Genomic DNA, 26,041 nt, shown 5'->3' with positions numbered 1-26,041 from the left:
TGTCGGTTCAGATGTACAGCTCGTAGAGAAGAGGCGCAAGCCCTTGTCGAGTTTGCGCCTCTTATGTTTCCCCGTATCGCGGGGTGCTATTTGCTCTTATAGAGCTTTACAGGTAAGCATTCTCGTGTCTAGCCTTCAGACGGCTCCAGCGACGCTCGACCTCGTTCTCGAACGATTGAAGTGCATCTGCGTATTCCGGCTTCGTCAGATGCTTCGTCTTGCCCATGTTCTTGAGCCAGTCGCCGACCGGAATTCGCTTGTTCTTGTCCTCTGGATTGTACGTGATCGTCGTTACGCCATTCTCGATCTCGTACATCGGGAAGAAGCAGCTGTTCACCGCTTCGTCGATCAGCGTCTGACCGATCTGCTCCTCGGAGAGCCAGTTCAGCGGGCACGTGATCAGAATTTTACCATACACCAGACCTTCATTCTGTGCATAGTATTGCGCCTTCGCCGCCTTCTTCAGAAGGTCCTGCGGAAGCGACTCGGAGCCTGTGAACACATAAGGAATGTTCGTCGCCGCCATAATCTGAGGCGTATCCTTATGGTGGAACAGCTTACCGCCCTGATGCTTGCCGACGTTCGACGTCGAGGTACGGTGACCGAGCGGTGTCGAATACGACAGCTGAGCGCCTGTATTCATGTAGCCCTCGTTATCGTACTCGAGGATGATCATCTTATGGTTACGCAATGCAGCACCGATCGCAGGACCCATACCGATGTCCATACCGCCATCGCCTGTAATCATGACGAACGTGAAGTCCGCAGGCAGGTTCAGATGATCGAGCTCGCCGCGGCGCTTACGCTCCCAGAACATTTCCACGACGCCGGACAGCGTAGCTGCACCGCTCTGGAACAAGTTATGGATGTACGTCGCCTTATGCGAGGAGTACGGATAACCAGTCGTAACAACCATCGCGCAGCCTGTATGGAACAGCGCCACGATATCGCCCTCGATACCCTTGAAGAACAGCTCGAGACCGGAGAAGATACCGCAGCCCGGACATGCGCCGTGACCTGGAGCAAGACGCTTCGGCTTCTTCGTCAGCTGGCGGATCGGTGGAACCTTTACCTTCAGCTGGCCTGTTTCTTCATCTTTATTAACCGTAATAAGACCTGTGTTCAGATCCTCGTACTTCATCGGCTCGATGACGCGCATTGGCTTCTTGTTCGGATCGCCAGCCGTATGTCCGTAGTAGTCGAACGGAACATCTACCTTGCCCGCATTCATCGCATCAATCGCCATCTGGAAGAACGCATGTCCATCCTCAGCGTAGAAGTCTTTACCGCCGAGGCCATATACACGGCTGATGACTTGCGTGTCGGTATAGCCAGCTGTGAAGAGTGCTGCGCGAATCTCAAGCGACATGTTGCCGCCGTGAGCGCCGTAAGAGTCTGCACGGTCACCGATGGTAACAGCCTTCACGTTCTTGAGCGCCTCGGCAATCTGCTTCGCCGGGAACGGACGAATCATGTTCGGCGCGATCGAGCCGGCCTTGATGCCCTGCTCGCGGAGCTGGTCGACAACGTCCTTGATGATCTCCGACGAGGAGTTCATCAGGAAGACCGCTACCTCAGCATCCTCCATCCGGTACAGGTCGAGGATCGGATACTCGCGGCCTGTCAGCTGCTCGTATTCCTTCTGAATGCGATCGAACACTTCACCAGCACGGTACATCGCTTCAGACTGCTGGTAGCAGTTGTTGATGTAGTCCGGCTCGTTCATGTAAGGACCAACGGTGATCGGATTGTTCCGATCAAGCACGTGCGGGAAGTTTTGCGGCGCTTCGCCGACGAACGCATGTACGTCCTCACGCTTCGCGAACGTCTGGACACGGCGCTTCTGGTGAGATGTGAAGTAGCCGTCGGAAGCCACGATAACCGGCAAGCGAACCTCAGGGTCCTCCGCAAGCTTGATCGCCATAATATTCATATCGTATACGGCCTGCGGGTCACGACACATCAGAATCGGCCAGCCCGTGTTCAGCGCGTAGTACAGGTCGGAGTGATCACCGTGAATGTTCAGCGGTCCGGATACCGAGCGGCAGACGAGGTTCATAACCATCGGGAAGCGTGTTCCCGACTGCACCGGCATTTGCTCGAGCATGTACAGGTAACCGTTCGCGCTCGTCGCGTTGAATACGCGACCGCCCGCCGTCGACGCACCGTAGCAAATACCTGCGGAGCCGTGCTCGCCGTCAGCTGGAATCAGCTTAATGTCATGCTGCCCGTTCGCCTTCATCAAGTCGAGGAACTGAGCCACCTCGGTCGATGGGGAGATTGGGAAATATCCCATTACGTGATAGTTAATTTGATGAGCCGCATAGGCTGCCATCTCGTTACCCGACTCGTACACCATACGCTGCTCCACGGTGCCCTTGCTTACTTCTTTATTGATATCGATAGACATTGTATTCGTTCACCTCTTCCGGATCAATTGTTTTGCGCCAGGTCGAAACGATGAGGAACACGGTGCTCCTCCGCATAGCCTTCCGTCTCACGGTTCGAGGACAGCGCCTCGGTCGGACAGGCTACGACACACTTCAGACAGCCCTTGCAATATTGATAATCGATGCCCTGCAGGAACATTTGCGGCCTGCCCTTCTTGTCCGCCTGCTCATCCCACACGAAGCAGAAGTCTGGACAGGCCGTATCACAGGCTGCACAGTGAATGCACTTCTCATCGTCGAAGTGAGGCATCATGCCGCTGCGGGAGATCGACAAATCCTTCAGAATGCTGTTACCCGGATTCGATACCATACCGCCGATTGCTTGGGACAGGTAGCCATATACCGGAACGTCCCAACGTGTAGGCTTCGGCATCTCTTGACCTTCCGGAACGGCGAACGTCTGGAACTTCACCTCGTCGTAGCCGCGCTGGAACGTGCGCAGAGCCGGCTCTACTGCACCCGGATACTTCTTCTCCAGACTTTTGCGAATAATGCTCTTCATATGCTCGAAGTCGAGGAACTCGCACAGACGGAACAGTCCGCCCAGCATCGCCATGTTGACACGGTTTTTCTCATCAAGCGCAATGCCTGTAGCATCAACAACCGCGAGCGTGCCCCCGATCATTTTCAGCTTATCCTTCAACAGCTCCGGATCCTTCTCAGAATTGACCAGAACAACAGAATCTTCATAGATGCCACTAATGACGTTATTTGTTTTGGACAGGTTTTCATGGAACACGCCGACGACGTGCGGACGCTCAACAGGCGTCGTATCACGGATGTTCACATCCAGATCGCAGAAGCGGATATGTGCCTTAACCGGAGAACCTTTTTTCTCGGAGCCGTAGGAAGAGAAGCTTACGCCGTTGAAACCGCTACCAACAACACCAGCTTCAGCGAGCATTTTACCCGCGAGGTTGGCTCCCAGACCACCGATCGATTCGAGCCGAATTTCAAAGAAACCGAGTTCGTTCGTTTTCGGAAGAACCTTCATGCTATTAACGCCCCCTCTTACACAGATAAGTAGAAGGAAATGATTCCTTTGGAACAGTATAACAGCTTATAACTTTTGCGCATAGTGTTTTTTTATAGCATTTTTTTCACAGAACGGCGGTTTCACTAGCAAAATATGCTTGTTGACAGCTTCTGAGACAGCGTTGTTTCATCGTTCTTCGTGTGGTCACTGATACAGTACTGGCCTATTACCTCTAAATAGAAAGACGCCCTGCACGGCTTGATCAGAGCGCGTAAGCAGGACGTCATTAATTCCTATATTTCTCAGTTTTCATCGTTCTTTCTCAGCTTTCCGGCCGAACGTCAGCTTGACAACTGCATCTGGGAAGTATCGCATTGGAACAGCTGCAGTCAAGCTCCACCATGCGGCATACAGCACGTACAATCCGAAGTAAGCCGCGCTGGCGAGGAATACGGGATCGTAGAAGATGCGGTGCACCTCCGTCATCATCACCGTATGGTTCACCCGGATCGTATATACGGCCGCCGCCGAGCTCAGGCCGAAGCCGTACAGCGCGGCTAGCGCGAGCCAGTCGAACACGAGCGCCGCTTGCGGTCTGCAGCGGCGCAGGAGTACCATCAGCCACGGGCCGACGATCGACCCGGCAATTATTAGCCATAGCACCAGCACATCACCTCATCTGACAGTGTCTGCGATTGAGGCAGCTGTTATGCGGCTATGACGTCTCCGTTTTGCCCTGCACCGGTACAGGTCCCTTCACGCTACGCACGCTAGCAGACAAGAACCAGCGATGCGTCAAGTACGCGGCAATCAGACCTACGAGCCCCGCGAAGTAGAAGCCGCTGCGCAGTCCGCCCCAATCGTTCAACGCTCCGGCAAGGAACGGCCCGGCGAACATGCCGATCGCATACGTCGCCTGGTAGAAGCCCATAGCTGTTGCCCGCTTCTCCTCGGCCACATGCTGGATCGACAGGCTGAGCAGCAGTGGGAAGTGCAGCCCCTGCACGCAGCCGTTCACTGCCTGCGTCAGCACGAGCAGCCCGAACGTCGGCACGACCGACGTCGCGGCCGAGCACACGGCGCTGACGACGAAGCCCGTCAGCACGACCGGCCAAGCGCCGAAGCGCGGCGCAAGCGAGCGACCCGAGTAGTACGCCGTCGCAGCATGCGGCACCATGAAGGCGAGCACGAGGAGCGTTAACTGCAGCTTGCTTGCACCGAGATGCAGCGCATAGGACGGCGTGAAGCCGAACATCGTGATGAACAGCACGCTATGGGCGAGTATCGATAGCGTTGATACTTTCCACAAGAGCCGATCCTTCATGACGGGCAGCACGTCCTCGAGCCGCATCGGCTTGCGGTCCTCCAGTCCGCCAGGCTCCTTCAGTCCGAGTGCGAGCAGGCAACCGGCAAGACCGATCCCAGCCCCCGCCCAGAACGCGGATAACCAGCCGAACGATTCGACGAGCAGCCCGCTCATGCTCATGCCGAGCAATTGACCGCCTGCGATGAGCAGACTGATCATCCCCATCGCGCGAGACGTTTGCTCCTTAGCATGCATACCCGCGTACATGACCGTGAACGCGACCCAGGACGATGCCCCGACCCCGGCGAGAATACGTCCGCCGAGCATCCAGCCGAGCTGCTCGCTGACGAGGAAGCAGACGCAGCTCAGCGACAAGCACAGCAGTCCGAGCACGACGAACGGCTTTCGCTTGCGCAGACGATCCGATACGATGCCAGTGGGCAGACGAAGTAAGATCTGGGTGAAGCCGTAGCTACCCAACACGACTCCGACCATCGTGTAGGCGATACCGACATGCTCCAGATATGGAGACAGAATCGGCATATAGACATACATCGAGCACCAGTACAGTACGGTGACGATGACAAACAGAATATGCTGAGCTCGGCTCCCCAATCGACTCATCACCCTTCGTCCGGCCTTCCTACAAGCTCATGCGCAATATTTCGAGCACGTCTGCCTCGTGGAGAGGCTTGAACGAGCCGACCGGACCGAAGCGGACCGTCTCCTTCGCCATGCGCTCGAGATGCTCCTCGCCGATGTTCAGGTCGCCGAGCGTTGCCGGTGCGCCGATCCGCGTGAAATATTGTCTCGTCGCCTCAATACCCGCAAGCGCCAGCTCCTCCGTGCTCTTGCCTGCTGGATCAACCTGCCAGACGCGTACCGCGAACTGGGCGAACCGCTCCGGCCGTGCCTGATACACATACTTCATCCAGTTCGGGAAGATGATGGCCAGTCCCGCTGCGTGCGCAATATCATAGATCGCGCTCACCTCGTGCTCGATGCCGTGGGAGGCCCAGTCCGTCTGCACACCGACACTGATCATGCCGCCGTTGAGCGCATACGTGCCGCACAGCATCAGATTGGAGCGCGCGTCCAGGTCCTGCGGATTGCGAAGCGCTGCTTCACCGTTCTCGATCACCGTCTGCAGTATTGATTCACATAGACGTTCCTGAAGCGGCGTGTTCGGCGTCAAGCTGAAGTATTGCTCGAACACATGCGACATCATGTCCACAATGCCGTACACCGTCTGATTCGCCGGTACCGAGAACGTCAGCGTTGGATCGAGAATGGACAGCTTCGGGAACGTGTGGATGCTGCCGAACGCCTTCTTCAGCTGCTCCTTCCAATTCGTAATAACGGTGTTACCGTTCATCTCGGAGCCCGTTGCTGTTATCGTCAGCACGGTGGCCAGAGGCAATGCACGCTTGACCTCTGCCTTACGCATGTAGAAATCCCACACATCCCCCTCATACGGTACGCCCGCTGCAATCGCCTTTGCAGCATCGATGACGCTTCCCCCACCGACGGCGAGCACCAGCTCGACGCCCTCCGAACGGCACAGCTCGATTCCCTTATGTACCGTCGTCAACCGCGGATTCGGGTCAACACCCGCGAGCTCGACGAACGCAATGCCGCTGGCTGCCAGCTGCTCGGTGATGCGGTCGTATAGCCCGGTCTGCTTGATGCTGCCGCCCCCGAATACGAGCAGCACCTTGCGGCTGCCCAGTGCGGCCACCTGCTCCCCGACCTGATCCGCCATCCCCGGACCGAACATAATGCGTGTTGGGTTATAGAAAGTAAACGAATTCACGATGAATCTCCTCCTCATGTCTATGCTGCACTAATTGACACGCTGTCTATTATACCCATCTACTCGCCAGCTGAAAATGACTGAAAAAAATGTAAGCTGCTTACGCAGAAGTAAGTAAGGCTCGCCTTCAAAAAGGCACAGCCCTTTTCAAGGAGCTGCGCCAATTCCATTTAGAATAATTTTTCCAGTAAAAATCCGCTTCGGAACGTTGAAGAAAGCCTTCTTGGATCTATCCTTTCATAGCCTTCTGGGTACATTTCGTTGAGTGCGCAGATTAATTTGTCGTTAGCTCGAGAATACAATTTATCCTTGTTACCTTCAACCTTCAGCATCGCCACTTCAAAGTTCTTGTGTGTCAGCTGCGAGAGCTCAATCTGTAGATCCTTTAGCAGCAAGTCTCCCACAATTGCAGACATATAGTAATTACTGTACGGCACATGTGGATATTGTGCGATAAGATCCTCCCGCTTCCTCTGATTGTCACAATATCTGAACAGGACAACAGCTATGATCAATTGAGCAGCATTCAGATTCATGAAGATATCATGGTAAAACTTGCCGAATAGTTCGTTGCGTTTATATTTCGCCAAATGTGGTTGCTTGTTCCATACCGCAAATACAGCCTCTGCAGCAACCGAAGAAGGAATCGAATCACCGAATGTGATGGTGTTTTCTCGTTTTCGTTTATATGTAAAGCCTAATAGTTGTACGGCGGTTTCTAATTGTCGTTGCTGTCTTTCATTCGCACGCAAGTCACGGAGGTCTACAGGGTTTTGACTGTTCGTAGCAAACGTAATATCTGCCAACATCTCCTCGTGCTCTTCACCAGGCAATTCATAGAGTCTCACTAGGACATAACATTGAGAAAAATCAACATCCGGGTTATCAGTTACCGTCTGCAAGATCGTTTTACTCGTCTGACCGCCGTTGATGATTTGTAGGTCTTTCACATGAATGAGTCGGTTCTCCTCTGTGAATTTATTGTAGTTGAACTGACTGCACACCATCGTAATCCCGTTATTAAAAAAGTAAAAGTTGGGCTTTTTGTCTGAAGTCAATGTTTGTTGAATGTCCGAGTTCACTCGATTTTTATGTACGCCCAAGTGCTTTCTTATATTTTTTTCCAGAAGCGAATCACCAAACTTATGTAACAGCTCTGCAATATCTTTGACGTTCATCTTACCGACGACAACACGTTTGTAGTTAAAGTCTTCCACTACGCTTTTTCCGGCAAGTGTAATCGTTGTGTGAATTTGATTTTTCTTTTGGATCTGATCCACAATATTCCGATGATTATAGTGTTCGAAGGAAATTTGGTCATTATTGATTTCTTCGAAATGCTGGTCACCCTCCATATTCCACGCGAGACCATTATTCATCATCACACATCTGATTTCAGGAATATAACCGTCCATAATTAACGCACGAATTTCGGTAACCTTTTGCTCAAGCGTCTTGTTCGTCAACATATCCTTCTTCGGGTTAAAAATATGCTTAACTGCATTCGTCACCCTAAGAATACTATTAGCGGGAAAGTGTGAATCATTCGTGAGATCAACCTTATACTTCGCCTGAAAAATAACTACAGGAAAGCTCACGTTATCGTGATCCGTGTCTCCGATATATATCGCATCAACACCCGAATCATTTCCTCCATCGGTCACTAAGGTCTCAGCCTCAGAGGGGTCAACGCCCAAGTACGAAGAAACGCCCAATATAACGAAAGCTTTTGATATTTTTCTAGCCTCGTCTCGATCCTTACTAAACCAATCTGGATGCTCCATGACCAATTTGCGTATCCACTGATCGACGATTTGCTTGGCAATATCCATGATACTCACCTTCCAGACCCTGTCATGGTACTTATGATAATGAAAAACAAGGTAGCTTACAAGTTGAAAGCGACACCCCCTGCCCACTTACCGGACAGAGAATGCCGCCTCCCCCAAAAGCTATGCTTCGCTCCAATTAAATCATCGTATCTACACCGTTCAATCCACCATATGATGAGATGGCCAGAAGAAGCTCCCGCCGAACAGGTAAAATGAACTGTGACGCCCCGAGTGTAAAAATACCGCTCCGGTTATGTAGCGTTGCCTCGCTGACATAGAACCGATAATGCTGCATGCCCGTCTCCACCGTTACGGTCTCGCTCGCGCTGTGCTTCTCACGGTTAATGCGCAGCGGCTTCGAGCCGACAGGGAACTGGTACGGAGTGATGCTCATTATATGCTCAAGACGGATATAGTAATTCGCGTGTGGCTTCTGGTACACAAGCTCCTTCGTCGAGACGGTTAGGCCGAAGCCGCGCTTCTTATGAGCATGCTTCAGCTCGCCTTCCAACGCTTGAATGCGTAAGAAATCGTCGTTCAAGGGGCACTCCTCCTTCGGTCGGCGGATGCCGCTGGTCGAGCGGCGAATGAGAGTCGGCACCGCTCTATCTAGCGAGTTGGTCGATGGTACGAGAATACCACAACTTGCCCCGATGTGTCATGCTATGCCCGCTGCTACGATTAAGCTGCAGCTAGCATGGTGTGATCCGTCCTTCCTTGATGCCTCCAGTATGAAGCGTCCCCTTGAACGTGTACTTCTTCTATCGCTACGGCTCTCTTATTGCTTCAGCGTCGTAATCAGTCTCTTCACAGGACCGTTAGCGGTCTGCACCGTCTCGTACACCTTCACGTTCAGCGGGTAGCTGAACTGATTGTTATGCACGCTCGTCAGTGTAACCGACTGAAGACCGTCTATGAGCTTGCCTGTGCCCTGCAGGCCGTACGTGCTGCTGCCGAGTGCCCGTCCGAAGCCGTCCGCCAGCTCGAACTCCAGCTTCGTCATTGCATCGTCGACAAGCACCTGCTCCGTCTTCTGAATCTTCAGATCCAGAACCAGCTTGTACGCCCAGATACCTGAATCCTTATTATAATTAGCGCTCAAGTCCCAGTAACGCAAATCGACCTCATACGGATAGACCGACAGCTTCGTACCGAACAGGTTCGGCTGGTCAGCATCCGCGTCATGCACTGCGATCCAGCTCGAGGCAATTGGAAGCTTCAATTCAGTTGCCGTCGATTCGAAAATGCTGAGCTTCAGTCCGCCCTTCACCGTCGGCGGCAGCATGTACGCGTAGCTGTACACATACGCTGCACCTGGAATGAGCTGCGTCAGCGCAGTCGTCTGCTTCGTTCCCGGATATGCGTGGCCACCTGCGTCCTGCACCTCGGTGGCGAAGCTCGGCAGCTTCAACGTCTCTTGGCCGTTATTGACGAACTTCAGCTTCGCGAGGACGGAGCGGTAGCCGCTCTCGACATTCGTATACGAATTCATCTCAATTACAGAGACTTCCAAGTTCTCATCAATAGCCTTGTTGCCAGCTGAGAAGACGAGCGGCTGGCCTAACGTATACACGTCTGCACTTACACCCTCCGATTCGGTCAGACCATCTGGCAGGCTCACCGCGGCCACTGGCGCACTCGTGCTCGCTACAGCCGTCGTACCGCTTGCATTGCTTGCATTCCCTGCATTGCCGGAGTTACTTGCGTTCCCTGCATTGCTGCCCGCTCCATTGCCCGAGGAGTTCGAAGCACCAGTGGCCGCCGCACTACTAGAGGTAACAGTCGAAGGCTCGAATGCATAGAAGGTGTAGCCAGTTGCTTCCAGCTCCTCCGGCAGCTCGACGACGAACTGATACGTCATCGACTTCCCGGAGCTGATGTACGCATCGTCACCGACGATTGTCTCCATCGTCAGCGAGCCCTGCAGCTCCTTGGCTACGAGCAAGCCTGTCAATGCAGGTCTTGCAATAGAGCGGGGACCGTCATTGTGGACGACAGCTGTCAGCAGCGCCAGTCGCTTGCCGGATTGCTGCAGCTCCTCCGCCTTCGTCAGAGTGACCGACACGTTCTCCAGTCCTTGACGGTTCAAGACAGCAGGCTCGCCCGGCTGAACGAGCAGCTGGAGCGCGTCGAGGCTTGCGAGCTCTCCGATGGTCTTGCCGCTCGACTTGCTTGCGAAGCCTAGCTTCAGCGTACCGAGCAATGGCTCGGACTCCAGATTACCTGTCAGCTGCAGCCGGGTCAGGACGGCACCCTCCAACGACGTCTCCTCCAGCTTGGAGGCTGCGAGGCTGAACGAGCGGCCGGTTCCGTCCGTCAGCACATAGGTCATGCCGGACGCAGGGTCCCAGGAGCTAGCGCCGGATACTTTGACCGTCGCTTGAAGCGTCAGGCGCCATTTGCCATGATCCGGATATACATACAGCTGATCCGCATCAACTGACACATAAGTATTCGCCGACAACGACGAATCAAGACTCGATAGAGCGAACACGTATTGATGGCTGTTCTCCTGCAGCGCAATCGACTTCTCGACGGACAGAGCGCCGAGCTCTGCGCTGCGGCTGCGATCGGTGATGCTGACCTTAAGCTGGCTTGGGTTCAAGTCTGGTGCGAGCTTAGCCATATACGAGAACGTGCGTTCCGAATACGGCTTGACGACCGCATCTGCCTTCTCCGTAAGCTGCGCATAATAGCTATGACCTGTTGACGAAGTCACCTTCACGCCGTACCGGTTATAGTCGATGGCGGTTGAGCCGCCATTCGTAAAGGTGACGTGGAATTGCATCGACTGACTGTCCGCTCCCTTGGACAGTGTCACCTCCTCCAGTGTGAAGTAGACGCTGCCGTTGACGAAGACGCCTTCCTTGCCTGCCCACGACACAGTAGGATTACAAGTATAAGCAGCCAGAAGGCCTATTGTTAATACCCAGGCGAGCACGATGTACCGGACCCGTTTACGTGACGTTTGATTGTGCGTTGTGTTCAAGTTCGCTGCCTCCTTCATTATTGTCTTACGATGAATAACGACCTACCTTAATCAATCCGTACGCAGCGCATCAATGGGACGCAGCTTGGATGCCTTGTTCGCCGGATAGATGCCGAATATGATACCGACTGCAACGGAGAACAGGAACGCATACAGACTGATGTCCCACGAGATGACGGTAAGCTGCGCTTTATTCAGATACGGCCAGGCGATTGACAGGCCGATACCGAGCAAGAGCCCCAGAATACCGCCAAGTCCGCTGATGACGACCGCCTCGAAGAGAAACTGCATGAGAATGTTTTTGCGCTTGGCGCCGATGGACTTGCGTATGCCGATCTCCCGCGTCCGCTCTGTCACCGTCACAAGCATGATGTTCATGATACCGATGCCGCCGACGAGCAATGAGATGCAGGCGACGGTGACGAGCTGACTCGTGAGCGAGCTCGTTGCTGCTGTCCGCGCTTCCATCAGCGAATCCTGGTTCAGGATACGGTAGCCGCTCGTGCTCTTGAATTTGGTGGTCAAATAGTTCGAGAACGTCGTCTGTGCCTCCGTCATCTGCTCCTTGGTTGCCGCTTCGATATACGTCGTGCGAATATTGCCAAGTCCGAGCTGACGCACCGCCGTCGTAATCGGCACAACGATCGATTCGTCCACCGAGGTGCCGAAGGTGGAGCCCTTCGACTTGAGCGTACCGATAACGGTGAACTCGTAGCCCTTGATATTGATCTTCTCTCCGACTGGATTGGTCGAGCCGAACAACTCGCTTGCTACCGTGCTTCCGACGACAGCTACGTTCGTGCGGAAGCTAACATCCGATTCTGAGAGCAGCCGTCCTGTAGCAAGACTCGTCTTCGTGATTGAGAAGTAGCGGTCGTTCGTACCGATGATCGAATACTCATCCTGATTCCGATCGTACTTAATATTCGTATTGCCAGCCGTGACTGCCGGAGCGATGAAGTTGAACTCAGAGAATTGCTCCAGCTGCATCACTTCCTCATAATCGAGTCCGGATGCGCGGCCTTGTCCCATAATGTTGACCGTGATCAGGTTCGTACCCAGATTCTCATACTGCTGCTCGATCGCAGCGGTCGTCCCTCGACCGATGGATACGAGCGTGACGACCGAGGCGACACCGATAATGACGCCGAGCATCGTCAGCAGCGTCCGCATCCAATTGGCCGACACCGTCTTGAGCGCCATCGTAATTAATTCCGAAGCCTTCATCCGTGCTGCACCTCCAGACTTGTGCGCTCATGGCTTCCGGCATTCAGCTTGTCTCCAACAATGAGGCCGTCACGGATCGTCACGACCCGCTTCGCATGCTCCGCAATATGGAGATCATGCGTGATCAGAACGATCGTATTGCCGCCTTCGTTCAGCTCGATCATCAGCTCGAGCACCTCGCGTCCGGTCGTCGAATCGAGCGCCCCTGTCGGCTCATCGGCGAGCAGGATGGCTGGTCCGATCGCCAGCGCCCGTGCAATGGCTACACGTTGCTGCTGACCGCCGGACAATTCGCTCGGCTTATGATGCGACCGGCCACCCATGCCGAGCTTCTCGAGCATCATCATGCCGCGCTCTCTACGCTCTTTTTTGGACACGCCTGCATAGATCATCGGCAGCTCCACATTCTCAATCGCGCTCAATCTCGGCAGCAGGTTGAACTGCTGGAAGATGAACCCGATCTTCTTGTTGCGCACCTCCGCCAGCTGATCGTCCTTCAGCTTCTCGGTCACAACGCCATCGAGCACGTAGGAGCCCTCTGTCGGCTCGTCGAGCAGGCCGATCGTATTCATCAGCGTCGATTTACCCGAGCCGCTCGGTCCGACGATGGCGACGAATTCCCCCTTCTCCACAGATAAGGAGACGCTCTTGAGAATGGTCAGCTCCTCGGTTCCGCGCTTAAATCGTTTCACTATATCCTTCAGAGCGATTAAGCTCATATCCGTGCACCTCTTCTCGGCTATTATCGATTTCCGCCGCCTCCGCCGCCTGTACGACCTCCACCTTGGCCGCCTCCACCGCCAGCTGGAGCGCCGCCTTGGCCTCCGCCGCCTTGACCGCCCTGTCCACCGCCGAACTGACCTGCGCCCTGCTGGAACTGGTTGCGCATCTGCTCGATCTGCTGCGGTGTCAAGTCGCTCTGCCGCGTCGCGCCGGCGATGACGACCTGATCGCCCTCGGACAAGCCCTCGACGATCTCGACGTTCGTGCTGTCGTTGACGCCGACCTTCACATCCTTACGCTCCACCGTGCCATCGGCCTTCTGAATCGACACCATGCTGCGTCCGCCTCGCTGCTGTACCGCTTGCGTTGGGAGCAGCAGCACGTTCTTGCGATCAGCGATAATGATGTCCGCGCTCGCGGTCATGCCGTACTTCAGCTCCTGACTGCTCTTCATGCTCAGAATGACGCTGTATGTACTTACGCCATTGGCAGTCGTACCGACCGTTGATACTTGAGTGACCTCGGCCTCATACGTCTTATTCGCCATCGCATCGACGCGCACTCTCGCCTTCTGTCCCACCTTTACATTCGGCAAGTCCAACTCATCCACGCTCACAGCCAGCTGCAGCGTATCCAGACTCGCTACAGCCCCGAGCTTCACATCGCTCTTGATCGTAGAGCCGACGCGGTAGGAGCTCAGCACATTCGACTTCGTATCGGCAAAGTCTGTGGAGAACACCCCATCGAACGGTGCGAATACTTTCAGCCCCTCCAGCTGCTCCTCAAGATCCGCAATCGTCTTCGTCTGCTGGTCGATCTGTAGCTGCTTGTTACGAATATCTTTGTCCAGCGTATCGTTCACAATCGTTGCCAGCTGCTCTCCAGCCTTCACCGTTCGGTTACTGGTGCCCTCCAGCCTGCTAATCGAGCCCGCTACGCCCGCGAATACAGTCGTCGTCGTCTTGTATTGCAGCTTCGCGGCCCCCGTCGACTTCACCTCAAGGCCGCCCGCCTGAAGCGCGCCATGGACCGTCAGGTCCGCGTCAAGCGTCCCGTCATTGTCGATGCGGACGACGACGCTCGTGATCCGGTTACCGCTCACATCCGCTCCGCTGCCTGCTGTCATCGACTCGATTACGCCCGTCTTCGTGAGCAAGTAGCCATCGATGGTAAGCTCCACCGAAGCTCCCGGCCTCACCTGCTCGACCTGCTCCTGTATGAAGGGCAATGTTACCGTAAGCGTGCGCGTATCCGCAATCGTCCCGATCCGCGTCGTCTTCGATACGTTCGAGCCTTCCGCTAGATTAGGTGCCAGGATCAGCTTGCCGCTGACAGGAGCGGTCACCCGAAGCGAGCCTTGCTGCGTCCGCAGCTCACTCATATCGCTCTCGTACATAGACAGCGTCGTTCTTGCTGTGTCAAGCCGCTCCAGAATGTTCGTGTCCGTCAGCTCCAGCAACAGGTCGCCTTCCTTCACCTCTTGATTACGCGACAGGTTGATCGTCTTGATCATCCCTTCCTTCGGCGGCGTAATCATCTGCAGCTGCTCGGCGGCAAGCTGTGCAGTCCCCGTTATCGTCGACTCCAGATTACCCCTCGTGACCTTCACGGTCTGCTGCTGGGTCGTCGCCGTCGTAGCTGCAGGCTTGTTCATCTGGGTCAAATATACGGCTGTCCCTCCCCCTGCTACGATGATAGCAGCAGCTAATACGATGATCGTCTTCTTCTTGTTCACTGGCTCCATACCTCCCGAATAACGACAGTTCGCTGATTGCGTTATAGGACTATTAAACCAGACGTAGATTAAAAGAAAATTGGAGAAGCTTAAGAGAAGCTTAGGCCGCGCTGAAAATAAACCAAAAAACGCCGTAAGGCTTACATGCAGCCTCCGGCGTTCTATAGATTGTGCATCGGGACATGGCCTCTCATCTATGCAAGCGGGAAGCGCAGCTCCACTGACGTTCCCGCACCTTCGGTGCTCTCGGCGCGAATTGTGCCGCCATGAGACTCGGCAATCCACTTGGCGATGGCAAGCCCGAGTCCTGTCCCACCTTCCCCGCGTCCTCTGGCCTGATCGGCCCGATAGAACCGATCGAAGATGTGCGGCAGCTCCTCCTTCTTCATCCCGATACCTGTATCCGAGATGACGACTACCGCATGCAGCCCCTCGCTTCTCGCCTCGATTCGTATCGTACCCTCAGCTGTGAACTTCAGCGCGTTGTCCAATATAATTACGAATAGCTGGTGCAAATAATCCGCATCGCCCGTGATCGTGATAGCGCCCTGCACCTGCTGCTCGAGACGCACCCCCTTCAGCTGTGCCAGCTCGGCGAACGGACGGCACGCCTTACTTAGGATGGACGGCAGCTGTACCTTCGATAGCGATAGCTGCGTCCGATTCGCATCGGAGCGGGCCAGCGTCAGCAGATCGCCGACCATTCGGCTCATGCGACGCGTCTCGTCAATCATGATGGCGATCTTCTCGCTCTCCTCTACAATCGTTCGGTCGGGATGACGGAACAGACGTTCGAGGTTCAGCTGCAGCACCGAGAGCGGCGTTCGCAGCTCGTGCGACGCATCGGAGACGAACTGCTGCTGCTGGTCCCACGCCTTCTGGATCGGAATGAATGCCCGATTCGCGAGGAACAGGCCCGTCAGCACCGCAAGCACGATGCTCGCCAAGCTTCCGGTCGCGAAGATGAACATAAGATTATCCAGCACGTTGCGCTCCGGCTGCAGGTCATAGGCGACCTGCAGCGTGCCGGACGGGGTGGAGCGCGTCAGCACACGGTACGCTGCATCGTCCACCTTCACGTTCACGAACTGCTCCACTACGCCAGCGCCGCGCAGTGCCTCGGCAAGCTTCTCGTCCACGCCGTCACGCGGAGCCTGGAAGGCAAGCTTCCCTTCATTGTCCCAGTGCAAATACGTCATCAGACTCGTCGGGCGAGGCATAAATTCTCGGCGCGTGGGCTGACGGTTCATCATGAAGGTGAAGCCGTGCAGCTCCCGCTCGATCGTCCGGTCCGTCTGGGCGTACAGACGCTGCTCCGTCGAATAGTACAGAATTGCTCCCAGACCGTTAATAATGACAAAGAAGACGAGCGAGAACAATGCAACAAGACGGTATCGCGTCCGGTTAAGCATAGACCCCCTCCGCCTTCAGCATATATCCGACGCTGCGGATCGTTCGAATATAGTGCTCACAGCCGTACGGCTGCAGCTTTTTGCGCAAATAATGAACGTACAGATCGACCGCCGTCTCATTGGCCTCCGATTCGAGTCCCCATACGCTGCTAAAAATTTGCTCCCGGCGCACGATCTGCTCCTTATGACGAATGAGGTAAGACAATAGCTCGAACTCCTTGCTCGTCAGCTTGATCGACGTCCCGCCATAATCTCCCTCCAGACGATGCTCATGGAGCGTCAGCCCTGCATAGGAGAGCGGCTGATCGGCACCCGCTCCCTTCTTCCGGCGCTGGAGCGCTCTCAGCCTCGCTAACAGCTCGTCAATCGCGAACGGCTTGACCAAGTAATCATCCGCACCAGCATCCAGTCCCTGTACACGGTCGCTCACCGCATCCTTGGCGGTTAAGAACAAGCATGGCGTGTCCACGCCTTCGCTGCGCAGCTTGCGAAGCACGCTCAGCCCGTTCATGCCGGGAAGCATAATGTCTAGCACCAGCATATCGTACACGCCCTGAAGCGCCAGACGATAGCCCTCGTCGCCATCAGACGCCCGATCTACCTCATATTGCTCATCGGCAAGCACCGAGGCAATCGCCTCCTGCAGCCGCTTGTCATCCTCCACTACCAGCACACGCAACGGTGTCCACTCCTTTATACGCCTTGAACATCCTGCTCGTATTAATCTATCGTGCGGACCGCCTTCGCGTCAACGGGGGAATGAGCTTCCACTACCTCTCGTGTTCCCCCGAACATTATGCTACAATATCCCAATGTAGATTCGACACTGTCAGCGGCAGGAGGCACAATAGACCTATGCTCATCATCGGCATCGCCGGAGGCACCGGCTCCGGCAAGACGACCGTCGCCCGTTCGGTCATCGACCGTCTCGGCGCGAACAAGGTTACGTTCATCTCCCAAGACAACTACTACAAGGACCATTCGCACCTAGCGTTCAGCGAACGCGAGACGATCAACTACGATCATCCGCTCGCCTTCGATAACGAGCTGCTTCTCACCCATCTGCAGCAGCTGAAGGCCGGAGAGACGACACATGCACCCGTGTACGACTTCTCTACACATGCTCGCTCGACCCAAGACAAGGTAAAGCTCGAGCCGAACCGTATCGTCATTCTCGAAGGACTGCACGTGCTGTCGGACGAGCATATACGTGCGGTACTCGATATTAAGGTGTTCGTCGATACCGATCCCGACGTCCGCATCCTGCGCCGCGTGCTCCGCGACATCGAGGAGCGGGGACGGAGCATCCAGTCCGTGCACGACCAGTACTTGAACACGGTCAAGCCGATGCACGAAGCGTTCATCGAGCCGTCCAAAAAATATGCCGACATCATCATCCCCGAAGGCGGGCAGAACGAAGTCGGCATTCAGCTGTTATCGATTTTGACGGAGAAGTATTTAACGACATGAAGCATTCATGTCGTTATTTTTTTGCATCTGCACATTGTTCTGAACGCTGCTTCTTCTAACATGTACAAAAAATCCGACCGAGCATCAACGCTCGGCCGGATTTCAAACTCTTACTGCTACACCTGCTTATCTAATCCCTTCGCCTGTGAGCCGAAGCCTGGCTGCGGCAACGCTGCGTCGCTGCCGGCAGCTCCAGTTACCGCAGCTTGACTCGCAGTCGAAGCCGACGAAGCACCTGTCGACTTGCGGTCTGTGAAGCTGCGGATCATCGCCTCGACGTCGAGGCCGCTGACGCTCTTCAGCATCTCAGGCGCCGTCGCCATAAGCTCGGTGACGTAGTTGCTGACGCGCGTTGCGCCTTGCCCGTTGCCGGTATCGACGACGGTCAGCTTGTCGATACCCTTCATCGGCTCGGCAATGCGCCCTGCCAGCTCCGGCAGCATCTTCACGATGATGTCGAGCACCGCGGCCTCGCCGAACTTCTCGAACGCCTCGGCCAGCTTCTCCTTCGCTTCCGCTTCCGCAAGACCGCGCAGACGGATGACCTCGGCCTCCGCTGTACCCTTCGCCCGCTCTGCGTCGGCGACGGCAAGACCATCGAGCCGCTTCTGCTCGGCGTTCGCCTTCGCCTCGGCCTCGATTCGGTATTGAACCGCGTCGGCCTGCGTAATTTGCCGCGCCTTCTCTGCTTGTGCAGCCTGCTCGACCGCGTAGCGGTCGGCGTCCGCCTTCTTCTTCACCTCAGCGTCATACTGCTTCTCCCGACGCAGAATCTCCTTCGTCTCGAGGTCAATCTCGCGCTCCTTACGCACGAGCTCGACGCGCATCTGCTCCTCGACGACGCTCTGCTTCGAGCGCGCCTCCTGCACGTGGTACGCCTGATCGGCCTCGGCCTTGGCCATATCTTGATCCTTCTTGAAGGAAGCGACCTTCAGCTCCTTCTCCTTGTTCGCCTCGGCGATGTTCGTATCGCGCAGCAGCTCGGCCTTCTGGCCCTCCTCCTCGGCGCGTGCCTTCTGAATACGCGCATCACGGACGGCCTCGGCCTCCGCGATCTCGGCATCCCGCTTGACCGTCGCGATTCTCGGCTTACCGAGCGCCTCGAGATAGCCGTTATTGTCACGCAGATCCTTGATCGTGAACGATACGATCTGCAGACCCATCTTCTTCAGATCCTTTGCCGCTACGCCCTGCACCTCTTGCGCGAACTTGTCGCGGTTGCGGTATACCTCTTCAACGGTCATCGAGCCGAGTATCGCCCGCAGATGACCCTCGAGCACCTCCTGCGCTTCACCCTTCAGCGCCTCGGTCGGCTTGCCCATGAACTGCTCGGCAGCCGTCGCGACATCCTCGACCGAACCGCCGATCTTAATGATCGCGACGCCGTCAGCCATAACCGGCACGCCCTGCTCCGTATACACCTCAGGTGTGGATACGTCGAGCTTATGCGACAGGAGCGATATGAACTCGGCCTGCTGGAATATCGGGATGATGAAGGCGCCACCACCGCGTACGATTTTAATTTTGCGGCCCGTATCATCCTCCATCACATTGCGGCTGCCGAGGAACGAGCCTGTAACGATCATCGCCTCATCCGGGCTTACCGTCTTGTATCTGGCCCAGAACGCAAGCCCTAAGACAACAATAACCCCGACTACAATACCAGGTATTACGAGCACCTCATCCATATTCCCGATCACTCCCCATCCAGATTGTCGTACAGAGGCGACACGAGTACCGCACCGTCACGAAGCTCAATCGTCACGACGCGCGCCCCTGAAGCAATGTCTGTACCGTCAAAGCTTTCCGCGATCTGATTCGTCAGCCCACCACCGATACGATACACGACTTCACCGCACCCCTTCGCCGGGATCGGCACGGACACCTCACCAATCTTGCCGACGAGCTCCTTCATGGAGAAGGCAACCGACCGTTCCGAGTTGTTCATCGGCTTCACATACAGGAAGTAGATCAGCACCGACGTGCCCACCGCGATTAGTACAGACAGCGCTAGCGTCAAGAACGCACTGAGCGAGCTGAACTTCGTCAGCATGTAGCCCGCTCCGCCGAGCACCGTCATCCCGCTGAACAGCACCATCGGCTGCAGCGCGTGCAGCGCATCGCCGGACATCCAATCGAATGCACCGTCGAGCGCCTGACCGATCACATCCCCGAGCAGCACCGAGACGACGGCGAACAAGATTCCCGTAATGAGCAACATCGTGTACAATTCCAGCATCGCTATCCCTCCAGGCGGCTGACAGATCACATGTAGAGGTGATACGCATCAACCTGACATCAGGTTGCAGCATTTTACAATTATTACTTTCTTGTAAATGATGAAACGAATCTCGTAAGCTCACGTATCTAAGAGTGTTAGAGCTAGCCAAATTACATATTAGGAGGAATTACTGTGGGATTATTTGACATGTTTAAAGGTGACAAATCAACGGAAGGTATGACTCCTCACTTCGCGTTTGCTGCATCGCTGCTGTACATGATGCAGTCTGACGGCGAAATGGATACGGAAGAAATTGGACAGCTTCTCTCCGTACTAGGCGGAGAAAGCAAAAATGGAGTGATCGGCGTCGGTGCGAACAACCGTGAGCTGCTGGATCGCGCTTTTAAATACGTGCGTTCCAACTCCGTCGATAAGTTCATCGGTGAAGCCGCTCCGCTGTTGACCGATGCACAGAAGATGTGCATCCTGGTGAACCTCGTCGATTCTTCGTTGGCTGATGGAGAACCTGAGCGTGAAGAGCAAGAGCTGTTCGCTAAGTTCCTCAAGGGCTTTAATATTTCCGAGGAAAGATTCACTCCATTCTTCGAGGTTATCGTCTTGAAGAACGACCGCGCGGTATTCTTGAATCAGAGTCACCCTAAGAATCAAGCAGGCTACCAGGTAAGTCTGTCTGTCTAATAACGCCAGCATCACGAAAAAGAGCAGGCTATCGAATGGATAGCCCGCTCTTTTTTTAACCCTTATTGATGATACTACTTGCGCAAGCCATTTATCTTCTGAAGGATCCTTGCTTCCTCCTCGTGGTTCCACTGGTCAATCCGACGATTCAAGAAGAACGCATCTAGCCAGCTCCATATCACAGAGCCCGCCAGCAAGCAGCCGAAGAACCACAGCAACACATAGCCGAACCCATCCATATGCAAAAAGGTAGAGAGCAGTAGGAGTCCGATCAGCGGAATAATACTAGTCAATAGCATGATGCTCGCATAAGCATAGTCCCCTGTGTAGAACCTGTGCGCTCCAAAGAACGACAAGCCCGCCCAGAGCCCCCAGGCCGCTTCCCGCGACTTCCTGCGACTTTGCATCTCTGATTCCAGAATACCAAGCTCTTCTAACGTCAGTTCACTTTTTTCTTTCAAATGATCCATGGGCTGCGTCCTGTTACACTTTCCCAGCAGCTGCTTCCGAATTCGCCTTCGCCTTCTGGATCAGACGAATTTCGGAAATGATGTCGTTCTCAATGCGCTCATTCGTTTCTCTGATCATCCCCGACAGCAAAAACAAATCGATGAATGCCCAAATCCCAAGCCCCCCGAGTGTCAACATCATCGCAACCCCGGAGCCTATGCGTCCTAAGTAAAAGCGGTGACCACCCAATCCGGCCGTAAATATCCATAGAATCCAAGCTGTACCGCTTGATTTTTGCTTTTTGGTCATTTCAGAAGCCAGCAGCTGCAGCTGCTCTCCTGTCAAAGACTGCTTTTGAATAAGTGACGACATCGACATACCCCCAAAAAAATAAAAGATAATTACAATCATACATGATATTAATAGTTAATAGTATAAAAATTTTCTAAAATTTTCTTGTATCAAATGAAATCGAACGGCACAGGTTAGCCCCATGCCGCTCGCATTCGCATTCGTTCGTACTCCCTCGCGTGACGTTGAGCTTAACTTCATAAGATTGCTACAACGCTGTTCACCGCTCCACCGCCATCATCTGGTACACCGCACGCGTATCGCCCTTCAGCTCGACCTCGGCGCTGCGCATCTGAGCCGAGCCGTCCCCGTCGAGGAAGACACCGTCAGCAAGACGGCCCGGGGCAATCTGCTCGCGAATCGCGGTGCGGAATTGCTCCGCCGTGCATGGCGTCTCCGATACGACCAGCCATACGGTCTGATCGTGCTCATACACGACGCCGGAGCGCAGCTTCGGCCTGTCCATCTGCGGCATCCGCTCACGAGCCGCCTGCAGCCTCCATCGCTTGTCGTCGCCCAGCGACATGCTAATGCCGCCCTGCGCCCAATATCGGGCGCGATCCGTCACCTGCAGCCGGTTCGCGGCATCGGCCACCTGTACGGAGAAGCGGCCAACCCCGCCGTCCCAGACGAGCGTCCCCTTCGGCACGTCGATGTTGCTCCAGCCAGAGCCGTAGGCGTGCGGCTTGCCCTTAAGCGGCATATCGTTCATCACTGCAATGCTGAGCAGAGCCCCCTTCCAGAAGAAGCCGCCGTTGATCCCGTAATCCCCTGTTTCCGTCACATTGGTCTCGACGGCGCGTAGCACGATCCGCTCCGGACTCGTTCCCATCGCGTGCAGCTTCACGCCATTTGTCGCCTCATAAGTGCCATAGACATAGGGCGATTGCTGTGGCAACGAGGCCGGCTTCCGATAAGCAGCTGCATTCCAGACGAGCAGTGATAGCATATAGCCGAAGAAGAAGGCTAGCAGCAGCAGCATGACAGCTGCTCCAGCACGGCGCCGCTCGCTTAGCACGTTGAATACATAGTTCATCCCATATACCCTCATTTCTCTCCATCATGATCACTATGAATCTACTCTATGAGAGAACTTGTTCGGATATGACGGTGCACGTAAGAGAATCTGAGCGGGATTGGCATCAGCCCTCAGGATCAAGTACGATAAGAAGAACAATCAGCTACTTGATGCTTGACTATACTTTGATCGTAAAAGAGGTGCACAGCATGGAAGAAGCCGTCATTATCGGCGCCGGCCCGTGCGGTCTGTCCGCTGCGCTCGAGCTGAGACGAATCGGCATCGATCCGCTCATCATCGAGAAGGAGAATATGGTCCACTCTATCTATCTGTACCCGACTCATCTGCAGTTCTTCAGCACACCAGAGCTGCTGGAGATCGGCGGCTACCCGTTCACGACACCGCATGAGAAGCCGTATCGGCATGAGGCGCTACACTATTACCGTACCGTTGCGAGCCGTAACGAGCTGCGGATCACTGCCTATCACGAGGTCACCGAGATTCACGGCAACGACGAGAGCGGGTATAAGCTGAACGTTCGCTCGCGAACAGGCAATCAGCGAGAGGTCACCGCGCGGCGTGTCATCGTCGCAACCGGCTACTTCGACCGGCCGAACGAGCTCGGCATCGAAGGCGAGGAGCTGTCCAAGGTCAGTCATTACTTCCGGGAGGCTCACCCTTATGCGGGAACGAAGGTGACCGTCATCGGCGGCAGCAACTCGGCAGTCGATGCTGCGATGGAGCTGCTGAGGGCCGGTGCAGAGGTCACCGTCGTCTATCGAGGCCAGACGTACTCCCCCGTCATCAAGCCTTGGGTGAAGCCGATCTTCGAGAGCATGGTCAATAAGGGACGCATTCAGATGTGGTTCGATGCTAAGGTGACTCGAATTACAGAGGATAGCATCTTCGTGGCGAAGGAAGGGACGGAGCATGAGCTTGCCAGCGATTTCGTGCTGGCGCTGACCGGCTTCCGTCCGGACCGCAGCCTGCTCCGAAGCATCGGCGCACGCTTTCGCGACGATGACGAGATTCCGTTGTATAACCCGGAGACGATGGAGACGACCTGTCCGGGCATCTATATCGCAGGCGTAGCCGCCTCTGGACGGGACGCGAATGAGGTGTTCATCGAGACCGGACGGCTGCACGGGCGATGGATTGCGCAGCATATTGAGAGCACTCGATAGCTGCACCGCAGCCTGCATGCGTAAGGCCCGCAGCTTCCTAGGCTTAGGAAGTGCGGGCCTTGACATTTTTGCACATTAACCAAAGATGTGGTTCTTCTCCTGCTGCGTCAGCCGTCTGCCGGCAATATCGACCACGAGCTTGCCGCCTGCAAGGCCCCAGATGCGAGTCGCGAACCGCTCCGCTGCCTCCAACTGATGCAGACTGCAGATGATCGTAACCTTCTCCCGCGCACAGATCGTCTTGAAATCCTCCATGACAACGCTCGCCGCCTGCGGATTAAGACCGGACACCGGCTCATCGGCGAAGATGACCTTCGCCCCCTTGATCAGCGCTCTACATATGGCGACCCGCTGCTTCTCCCCCCCGCTCAGCTTCTCAATGGGCTCGTGAGCCTTATCGAGCAAGCCGACGCGGTCGAGATAGTCCATCGCTTCGATATGATCGTCCTGCGAGACCGAATTCGTCAGGAAGCGCCACCATGATTTCTTGAACAGAAGCGCGCCCAATACATTCTTCAGTGCCGTCTGCTTCAGATTGAACTGCGGCTTCTCCTCGAGATAGGCCCATTCCTTGCGAAGCTTGAGCTTCTGCAGCGGGCTGCTTGAGGTGATTTCTGTACCGCCATAGATGTACTGCCCTTCATCCCACTTCTCCTGCAGTAGCAGACAGCGGAACAGCGTCGTCTTGCCGCTGCCGCTTGCGCCGAGCAGCGTGATCAGCTCTCCTTCGTCAGCCTGAAAGCTCAGCTTGTCCAGCACCTTCGGATGATTCTGATACGACTTCGTCAAGTTGCGTACTATAATCATAAGGACAATGACTCCTTTACTTGCTTATATGGAAGACTATATCATGATTGGCTACATAAAAACCACAAACAGGCGCACCCTATGGTCGTATCTGCATCATCCGCAACCGACATAAGGAGGAATGGATCTATGATGAAGCATCAATTAGTGAAGCTAGTCAGTGAGCAGGCTAACATTACGGAGGGCCAAGCGAATGAGGCCGTTGAAGCGGTGATCGGTTATTTCCGTACACGCATGCCATCTGAAGTAGCCGAGGAGATCAATAACTTGGCGCTTGGGCACAACCAGAACGAGCAATTGAACCGATAAGTTCAGCTTGCTGGACACAGATCAACGGCGATCGCGACCGCACCTTGATGGGCGGCTTGCATCGCCTTTTTTTCATGAGCGTTACCGAATATGACAAAACCGGCCGCTGCAAGCGACCGGCATCCTGTACGTTGGATAGAGAGACTTCTATTGCGGATTCGATTCCTTCGGAACCTCGTTCAAGCTCGGCGGGCGGTTTGCTGCTTTGTCGGCATGCATAATCGCTTCCGGCTCTGTAAATTTATTTTCCTTGTAGTTCGGGTTGTTCTTCGTATTGGCTTTTGCACTGTCCATCCTCGCGTCACCTCCTGACTTTCGAGTTGTAGTATGGATCAAGGCTGGAATTCCTATGCGACGCATGTATAATTTTGTCACAAAATATATAAATTTCATTCGACACCGTCCAACAAACTTTACGCTAGATTCGTATTATAATGATCAAGTTATTGTTTACATTACAGTCAGGGAGTTGGGACAAGGGTAATGAAGGAACTGGAATTGAAGCGACGCTTGGAGCGCATGCAAATACAGCTATATTTGCTGGTGGAGCAACGAGGCAGCTTTGTAGATCCCCAGGTGGTCGAGCTCAGCCAACAAATCGATAGTCTTGTCCTGACGATCCAAAAAATAAAAATGAAGGAACGCGTGAAATAATCGGGAGGCCACCGCAAAGATGGGCCTCTTTTTTTGTGCGCCCCACTTGATAAATGTTACATGATATGTTATATTGAAATCGAGGCGTATCAAGGATTCCCGCAATGTAAGCGCCACTAATTGTACCTACCATTCCATTCATGATGCACGACTCAATATGATTAAAGGAGCGATGCACAATGAACTATGAAGCTGGACAGCAGACGCAGGAGAAGAAGATTTCGGTTGAGCTGACATTTAATGAAGCGCTCTCGTTGACAGGCGTCCGTTTCCCGCAAAATCATCAGCTGGAAGTCGAGGTCATGCACAAGATCAAGAAGCAGCTGGAAGAGCAGATGTTCGATCAGCGCCGTACGTTGCAGTAAGTTAACACTTCGATTCAAACGACAATTCGGTTCGACCGATTTCCATTAGA

General features: G+C 54.7%; 26 protein-coding genes. 6 read left to right on the top strand and 20 right to left on the bottom strand.

Annotated features, from left to right (window positions below):
- Positions 1-106: 106 nt before the first annotated feature.
- The 13 genes from PAE68_RS12475 to PAE68_RS12415 form a co-directional block, all read right to left on the bottom strand.
- Positions 107-2,410 (bottom strand): thiamine pyrophosphate-dependent enzyme, encoded by a 2,304-nt coding sequence (locus PAE68_RS12475; protein ID WP_281887425.1) that lies wholly within the window; start codon positions 2,408-2,410, stop codon positions 107-109.
- Positions 2,411-2,433: 23 nt separating this feature from the next.
- The gene (locus PAE68_RS12470) at positions 2,434-3,444 is read right to left on the bottom strand and encodes a 2-oxoacid:acceptor oxidoreductase family protein (RefSeq protein ID WP_281887424.1); all 1,011 of its coding nucleotides are present in this window, start codon (positions 3,442-3,444) and stop codon (positions 2,434-2,436) included.
- A gap of 291 nt (positions 3,445-3,735) precedes the next feature.
- On the bottom strand, positions 3,736-4,089 hold the full coding sequence (locus PAE68_RS12465; protein WP_281887423.1) for a hypothetical protein: 354 nt from the start codon (positions 4,087-4,089) through the stop codon (positions 3,736-3,738).
- A gap of 52 nt (positions 4,090-4,141) precedes the next feature.
- Positions 4,142-5,356, bottom strand: a complete 1,215-nt coding sequence (locus tag PAE68_RS12460) for an MFS transporter (RefSeq protein ID WP_281891051.1) — start codon at positions 5,354-5,356, stop codon at positions 4,142-4,144.
- A 19-nt stretch (positions 5,357-5,375) separates the two neighbouring features.
- On the bottom strand, positions 5,376-6,545 hold the full coding sequence (locus PAE68_RS12455; protein WP_281887422.1) for an iron-containing alcohol dehydrogenase: 1,170 nt from the start codon (positions 6,543-6,545) through the stop codon (positions 5,376-5,378).
- Positions 6,546-6,715: 170 nt separating this feature from the next.
- Entirely contained in the window at positions 6,716-8,377 is a 1,662-nt protein-coding gene (locus tag PAE68_RS12450) for an AIPR family protein (protein ID WP_281887421.1), read from the bottom strand.
- Positions 8,378-8,513: 136 nt separating this feature from the next.
- On the bottom strand, positions 8,514-8,918 hold the full coding sequence (locus tag PAE68_RS12445; protein ID WP_281887420.1) for a hypothetical protein: 405 nt from the start codon (positions 8,916-8,918) through the stop codon (positions 8,514-8,516).
- A 237-nt stretch (positions 8,919-9,155) separates the two neighbouring features.
- On the bottom strand, positions 9,156-11,366 hold the full coding sequence (locus PAE68_RS12440; RefSeq protein WP_281887419.1) for a hypothetical protein: 2,211 nt from the start codon (positions 11,364-11,366) through the stop codon (positions 9,156-9,158).
- A 51-nt stretch (positions 11,367-11,417) separates the two neighbouring features.
- Positions 11,418-12,593 (bottom strand): ABC transporter permease, encoded by a 1,176-nt coding sequence (locus PAE68_RS12435; protein WP_281887418.1) that lies wholly within the window; start codon positions 12,591-12,593, stop codon positions 11,418-11,420.
- On the bottom strand, positions 12,590-13,312 hold the full coding sequence (locus tag PAE68_RS12430) for an ABC transporter ATP-binding protein (protein ID WP_281887417.1): 723 nt from the start codon (positions 13,310-13,312) through the stop codon (positions 12,590-12,592). The genes PAE68_RS12435 and PAE68_RS12430 overlap by 4 nt, the downstream gene beginning before the upstream one ends.
- Before the next feature lie 23 nt (positions 13,313-13,335).
- Positions 13,336-15,051, bottom strand: a complete 1,716-nt coding sequence (locus tag PAE68_RS12425) for an efflux RND transporter periplasmic adaptor subunit (RefSeq protein WP_281887416.1) — start codon at positions 15,049-15,051, stop codon at positions 13,336-13,338.
- 194 nt (positions 15,052-15,245) lie between these two features.
- On the bottom strand, positions 15,246-16,463 hold the full coding sequence (locus tag PAE68_RS12420; protein ID WP_281887415.1) for a sensor histidine kinase: 1,218 nt from the start codon (positions 16,461-16,463) through the stop codon (positions 15,246-15,248).
- Positions 16,456-17,142 carry a response regulator transcription factor gene (locus tag PAE68_RS12415; RefSeq protein WP_281887414.1) on the bottom strand — a complete coding sequence of 229 codons (687 nt, stop codon included), beginning with the start codon at positions 17,140-17,142 and terminating at the stop codon, positions 16,456-16,458. Before PAE68_RS12415 ends, PAE68_RS12420 begins: the two co-directional genes overlap by 8 nt.
- Before the next feature lie 176 nt (positions 17,143-17,318).
- Between PAE68_RS12415 and udk the strand changes: the two genes are divergently transcribed.
- The gene (udk, locus tag PAE68_RS12410) at positions 17,319-17,933 is read left to right on the top strand and encodes a uridine kinase (protein WP_281887413.1); all 615 of its coding nucleotides are present in this window, start codon (positions 17,319-17,321) and stop codon (positions 17,931-17,933) included.
- Positions 17,934-18,049: 116 nt separating this feature from the next.
- On the opposite strand, the gene PAE68_RS12405 is transcribed toward udk, so the two are convergent.
- Together PAE68_RS12405 and PAE68_RS12400 are read right to left on the bottom strand one after the other, a co-directional pair.
- Positions 18,050-19,621 (bottom strand): flotillin family protein, encoded by a 1,572-nt coding sequence (locus PAE68_RS12405; protein ID WP_281887412.1) that lies wholly within the window; start codon positions 19,619-19,621, stop codon positions 18,050-18,052.
- An 8-nt stretch (positions 19,622-19,629) separates the two neighbouring features.
- On the bottom strand, positions 19,630-20,172 hold the full coding sequence (locus tag PAE68_RS12400) for an NfeD family membrane protein (protein ID WP_281887411.1): 543 nt from the start codon (positions 20,170-20,172) through the stop codon (positions 19,630-19,632).
- A gap of 174 nt (positions 20,173-20,346) precedes the next feature.
- Between PAE68_RS12400 and PAE68_RS12395 the strand changes: the two genes are divergently transcribed.
- On the top strand, positions 20,347-20,853 hold the full coding sequence (locus PAE68_RS12395) for a tellurite resistance TerB family protein (RefSeq protein ID WP_281887410.1): 507 nt from the start codon (positions 20,347-20,349) through the stop codon (positions 20,851-20,853).
- Between the two features lie 74 nt (positions 20,854-20,927).
- Here PAE68_RS12395 and PAE68_RS12390 read toward each other — a convergent pair whose 3' ends face one another.
- The 3 genes from PAE68_RS12390 to PAE68_RS12380 form a co-directional block, all read right to left on the bottom strand.
- Entirely contained in the window at positions 20,928-21,323 is a 396-nt protein-coding gene (locus tag PAE68_RS12390) for an NINE protein (RefSeq protein WP_281887409.1), read from the bottom strand.
- A 13-nt stretch (positions 21,324-21,336) separates the two neighbouring features.
- The gene (locus tag PAE68_RS12385) at positions 21,337-21,675 is read right to left on the bottom strand and encodes a TM2 domain-containing protein (RefSeq protein WP_281887408.1); all 339 of its coding nucleotides are present in this window, start codon (positions 21,673-21,675) and stop codon (positions 21,337-21,339) included.
- 199 nt (positions 21,676-21,874) lie between these two features.
- The gene (locus PAE68_RS12380; RefSeq protein ID WP_281887407.1) at positions 21,875-22,690 is read right to left on the bottom strand and encodes a hypothetical protein; all 816 of its coding nucleotides are present in this window, start codon (positions 22,688-22,690) and stop codon (positions 21,875-21,877) included.
- Between the two features lie 191 nt (positions 22,691-22,881).
- On the opposite strand from PAE68_RS12380, the gene PAE68_RS12375 reads away from it, so the two are divergent.
- A complete protein-coding gene (locus tag PAE68_RS12375; protein WP_281887406.1) occupies positions 22,882-23,856 on the top strand; it encodes a YpdA family putative bacillithiol disulfide reductase in 975 nt (324 codons plus the stop codon).
- A gap of 75 nt (positions 23,857-23,931) precedes the next feature.
- Here PAE68_RS12375 and PAE68_RS12370 read toward each other — a convergent pair whose 3' ends face one another.
- Positions 23,932-24,663, bottom strand: coding sequence for a phosphonate ABC transporter ATP-binding protein (locus tag PAE68_RS12370; RefSeq protein WP_281887405.1), 732 nt, complete (start codon positions 24,661-24,663; stop codon positions 23,932-23,934).
- A gap of 132 nt (positions 24,664-24,795) precedes the next feature.
- Between PAE68_RS12370 and PAE68_RS12365 the strand changes: the two genes are divergently transcribed.
- Positions 24,796-24,972, top strand: coding sequence for a hypothetical protein (locus PAE68_RS12365; RefSeq protein WP_281887404.1), 177 nt, complete (start codon positions 24,796-24,798; stop codon positions 24,970-24,972).
- A 147-nt stretch (positions 24,973-25,119) separates the two neighbouring features.
- On the opposite strand, the gene PAE68_RS12360 is transcribed toward PAE68_RS12365, so the two are convergent.
- On the bottom strand, positions 25,120-25,266 hold the full coding sequence (locus tag PAE68_RS12360; protein ID WP_281887403.1) for a hypothetical protein: 147 nt from the start codon (positions 25,264-25,266) through the stop codon (positions 25,120-25,122).
- 189 nt (positions 25,267-25,455) lie between these two features.
- On the opposite strand from PAE68_RS12360, the gene PAE68_RS12355 reads away from it, so the two are divergent.
- Together PAE68_RS12355 and PAE68_RS12350 are read left to right on the top strand one after the other, a co-directional pair.
- Positions 25,456-25,626, top strand: coding sequence for a Spo0E family sporulation regulatory protein-aspartic acid phosphatase (locus PAE68_RS12355; RefSeq protein ID WP_281887402.1), 171 nt, complete (start codon positions 25,456-25,458; stop codon positions 25,624-25,626).
- A gap of 179 nt (positions 25,627-25,805) precedes the next feature.
- On the top strand, positions 25,806-25,991 hold the full coding sequence (locus PAE68_RS12350; RefSeq protein ID WP_281887401.1) for a hypothetical protein: 186 nt from the start codon (positions 25,806-25,808) through the stop codon (positions 25,989-25,991).
- The last annotated feature ends 50 nt before the right edge of the window (positions 25,992-26,041 follow it).

The organism is Paenibacillus sp. YYML68, from assembly GCF_027923405.1.
Taxonomy (GTDB): domain Bacteria; phylum Bacillota; class Bacilli; order Paenibacillales; family NBRC-103111; genus Paenibacillus_G.
This window is presented reverse-complemented; position numbering and strand designations above follow the sequence as displayed.

Excerpts from the sequence above, each read along its gene's own strand:
- PAE68_RS12370 (WP_281887405.1), bottom strand. The coding sequence starts at position 24,663 with ATGATTATAGTACGCAACTTGACGAAGTCGTATCAGAATCATCCGAAG.
- PAE68_RS12380 (WP_281887407.1), bottom strand. The coding sequence starts at position 22,690 with ATGAACTATGTATTCAACGTGCTAAGCGAGCGGCGCCGTGCTGGAGCA.
- PAE68_RS12385 (WP_281887408.1), bottom strand. The coding sequence starts at position 21,675 with ATGTCGTCACTTATTCAAAAGCAGTCTTTGACAGGAGAGCAGCTGCAG.
- PAE68_RS12470 (WP_281887424.1), bottom strand. The coding sequence starts at position 3,444 with ATGAAGGTTCTTCCGAAAACGAACGAACTCGGTTTCTTTGAAATTCGG.
- PAE68_RS12450 (WP_281887421.1), bottom strand. The coding sequence starts at position 8,377 with ATGGATATTGCCAAGCAAATCGTCGATCAGTGGATACGCAAATTGGTC.
- PAE68_RS12400 (WP_281887411.1), bottom strand. The coding sequence starts at position 20,172 with ATGCTGGAATTGTACACGATGTTGCTCATTACGGGAATCTTGTTCGCC.
- PAE68_RS12365 (WP_281887404.1), top strand. The coding sequence starts at position 24,796 with ATGAAGCATCAATTAGTGAAGCTAGTCAGTGAGCAGGCTAACATTACG.
- PAE68_RS12420 (WP_281887415.1), bottom strand. The coding sequence starts at position 16,463 with ATGCTTAACCGGACGCGATACCGTCTTGTTGCATTGTTCTCGCTCGTC.
- PAE68_RS12350 (WP_281887401.1), top strand. The coding sequence starts at position 25,806 with ATGAACTATGAAGCTGGACAGCAGACGCAGGAGAAGAAGATTTCGGTT.
- PAE68_RS12355 (WP_281887402.1), top strand. The coding sequence starts at position 25,456 with ATGAAGGAACTGGAATTGAAGCGACGCTTGGAGCGCATGCAAATACAG.
- PAE68_RS12360 (WP_281887403.1), bottom strand. The coding sequence starts at position 25,266 with ATGGACAGTGCAAAAGCCAATACGAAGAACAACCCGAACTACAAGGAA.
- PAE68_RS12430 (WP_281887417.1), bottom strand. The coding sequence starts at position 13,312 with ATGAGCTTAATCGCTCTGAAGGATATAGTGAAACGATTTAAGCGCGGA.
- udk (WP_281887413.1), top strand. The coding sequence starts at position 17,319 with ATGCTCATCATCGGCATCGCCGGAGGCACCGGCTCCGGCAAGACGACC.
- PAE68_RS12460 (WP_281891051.1), bottom strand. The coding sequence starts at position 5,356 with ATGAGTCGATTGGGGAGCCGAGCTCAGCATATTCTGTTTGTCATCGTC.
- PAE68_RS12475 (WP_281887425.1), bottom strand. The coding sequence starts at position 2,410 with ATGTCTATCGATATCAATAAAGAAGTAAGCAAGGGCACCGTGGAGCAG.
- PAE68_RS12405 (WP_281887412.1), bottom strand. The coding sequence starts at position 19,621 with ATGGATGAGGTGCTCGTAATACCTGGTATTGTAGTCGGGGTTATTGTT.
- PAE68_RS12435 (WP_281887418.1), bottom strand. The coding sequence starts at position 12,593 with ATGAAGGCTTCGGAATTAATTACGATGGCGCTCAAGACGGTGTCGGCC.
- PAE68_RS12390 (WP_281887409.1), bottom strand. The coding sequence starts at position 21,323 with ATGGATCATTTGAAAGAAAAAAGTGAACTGACGTTAGAAGAGCTTGGT.
- PAE68_RS12375 (WP_281887406.1), top strand. The coding sequence starts at position 22,882 with ATGGAAGAAGCCGTCATTATCGGCGCCGGCCCGTGCGGTCTGTCCGCT.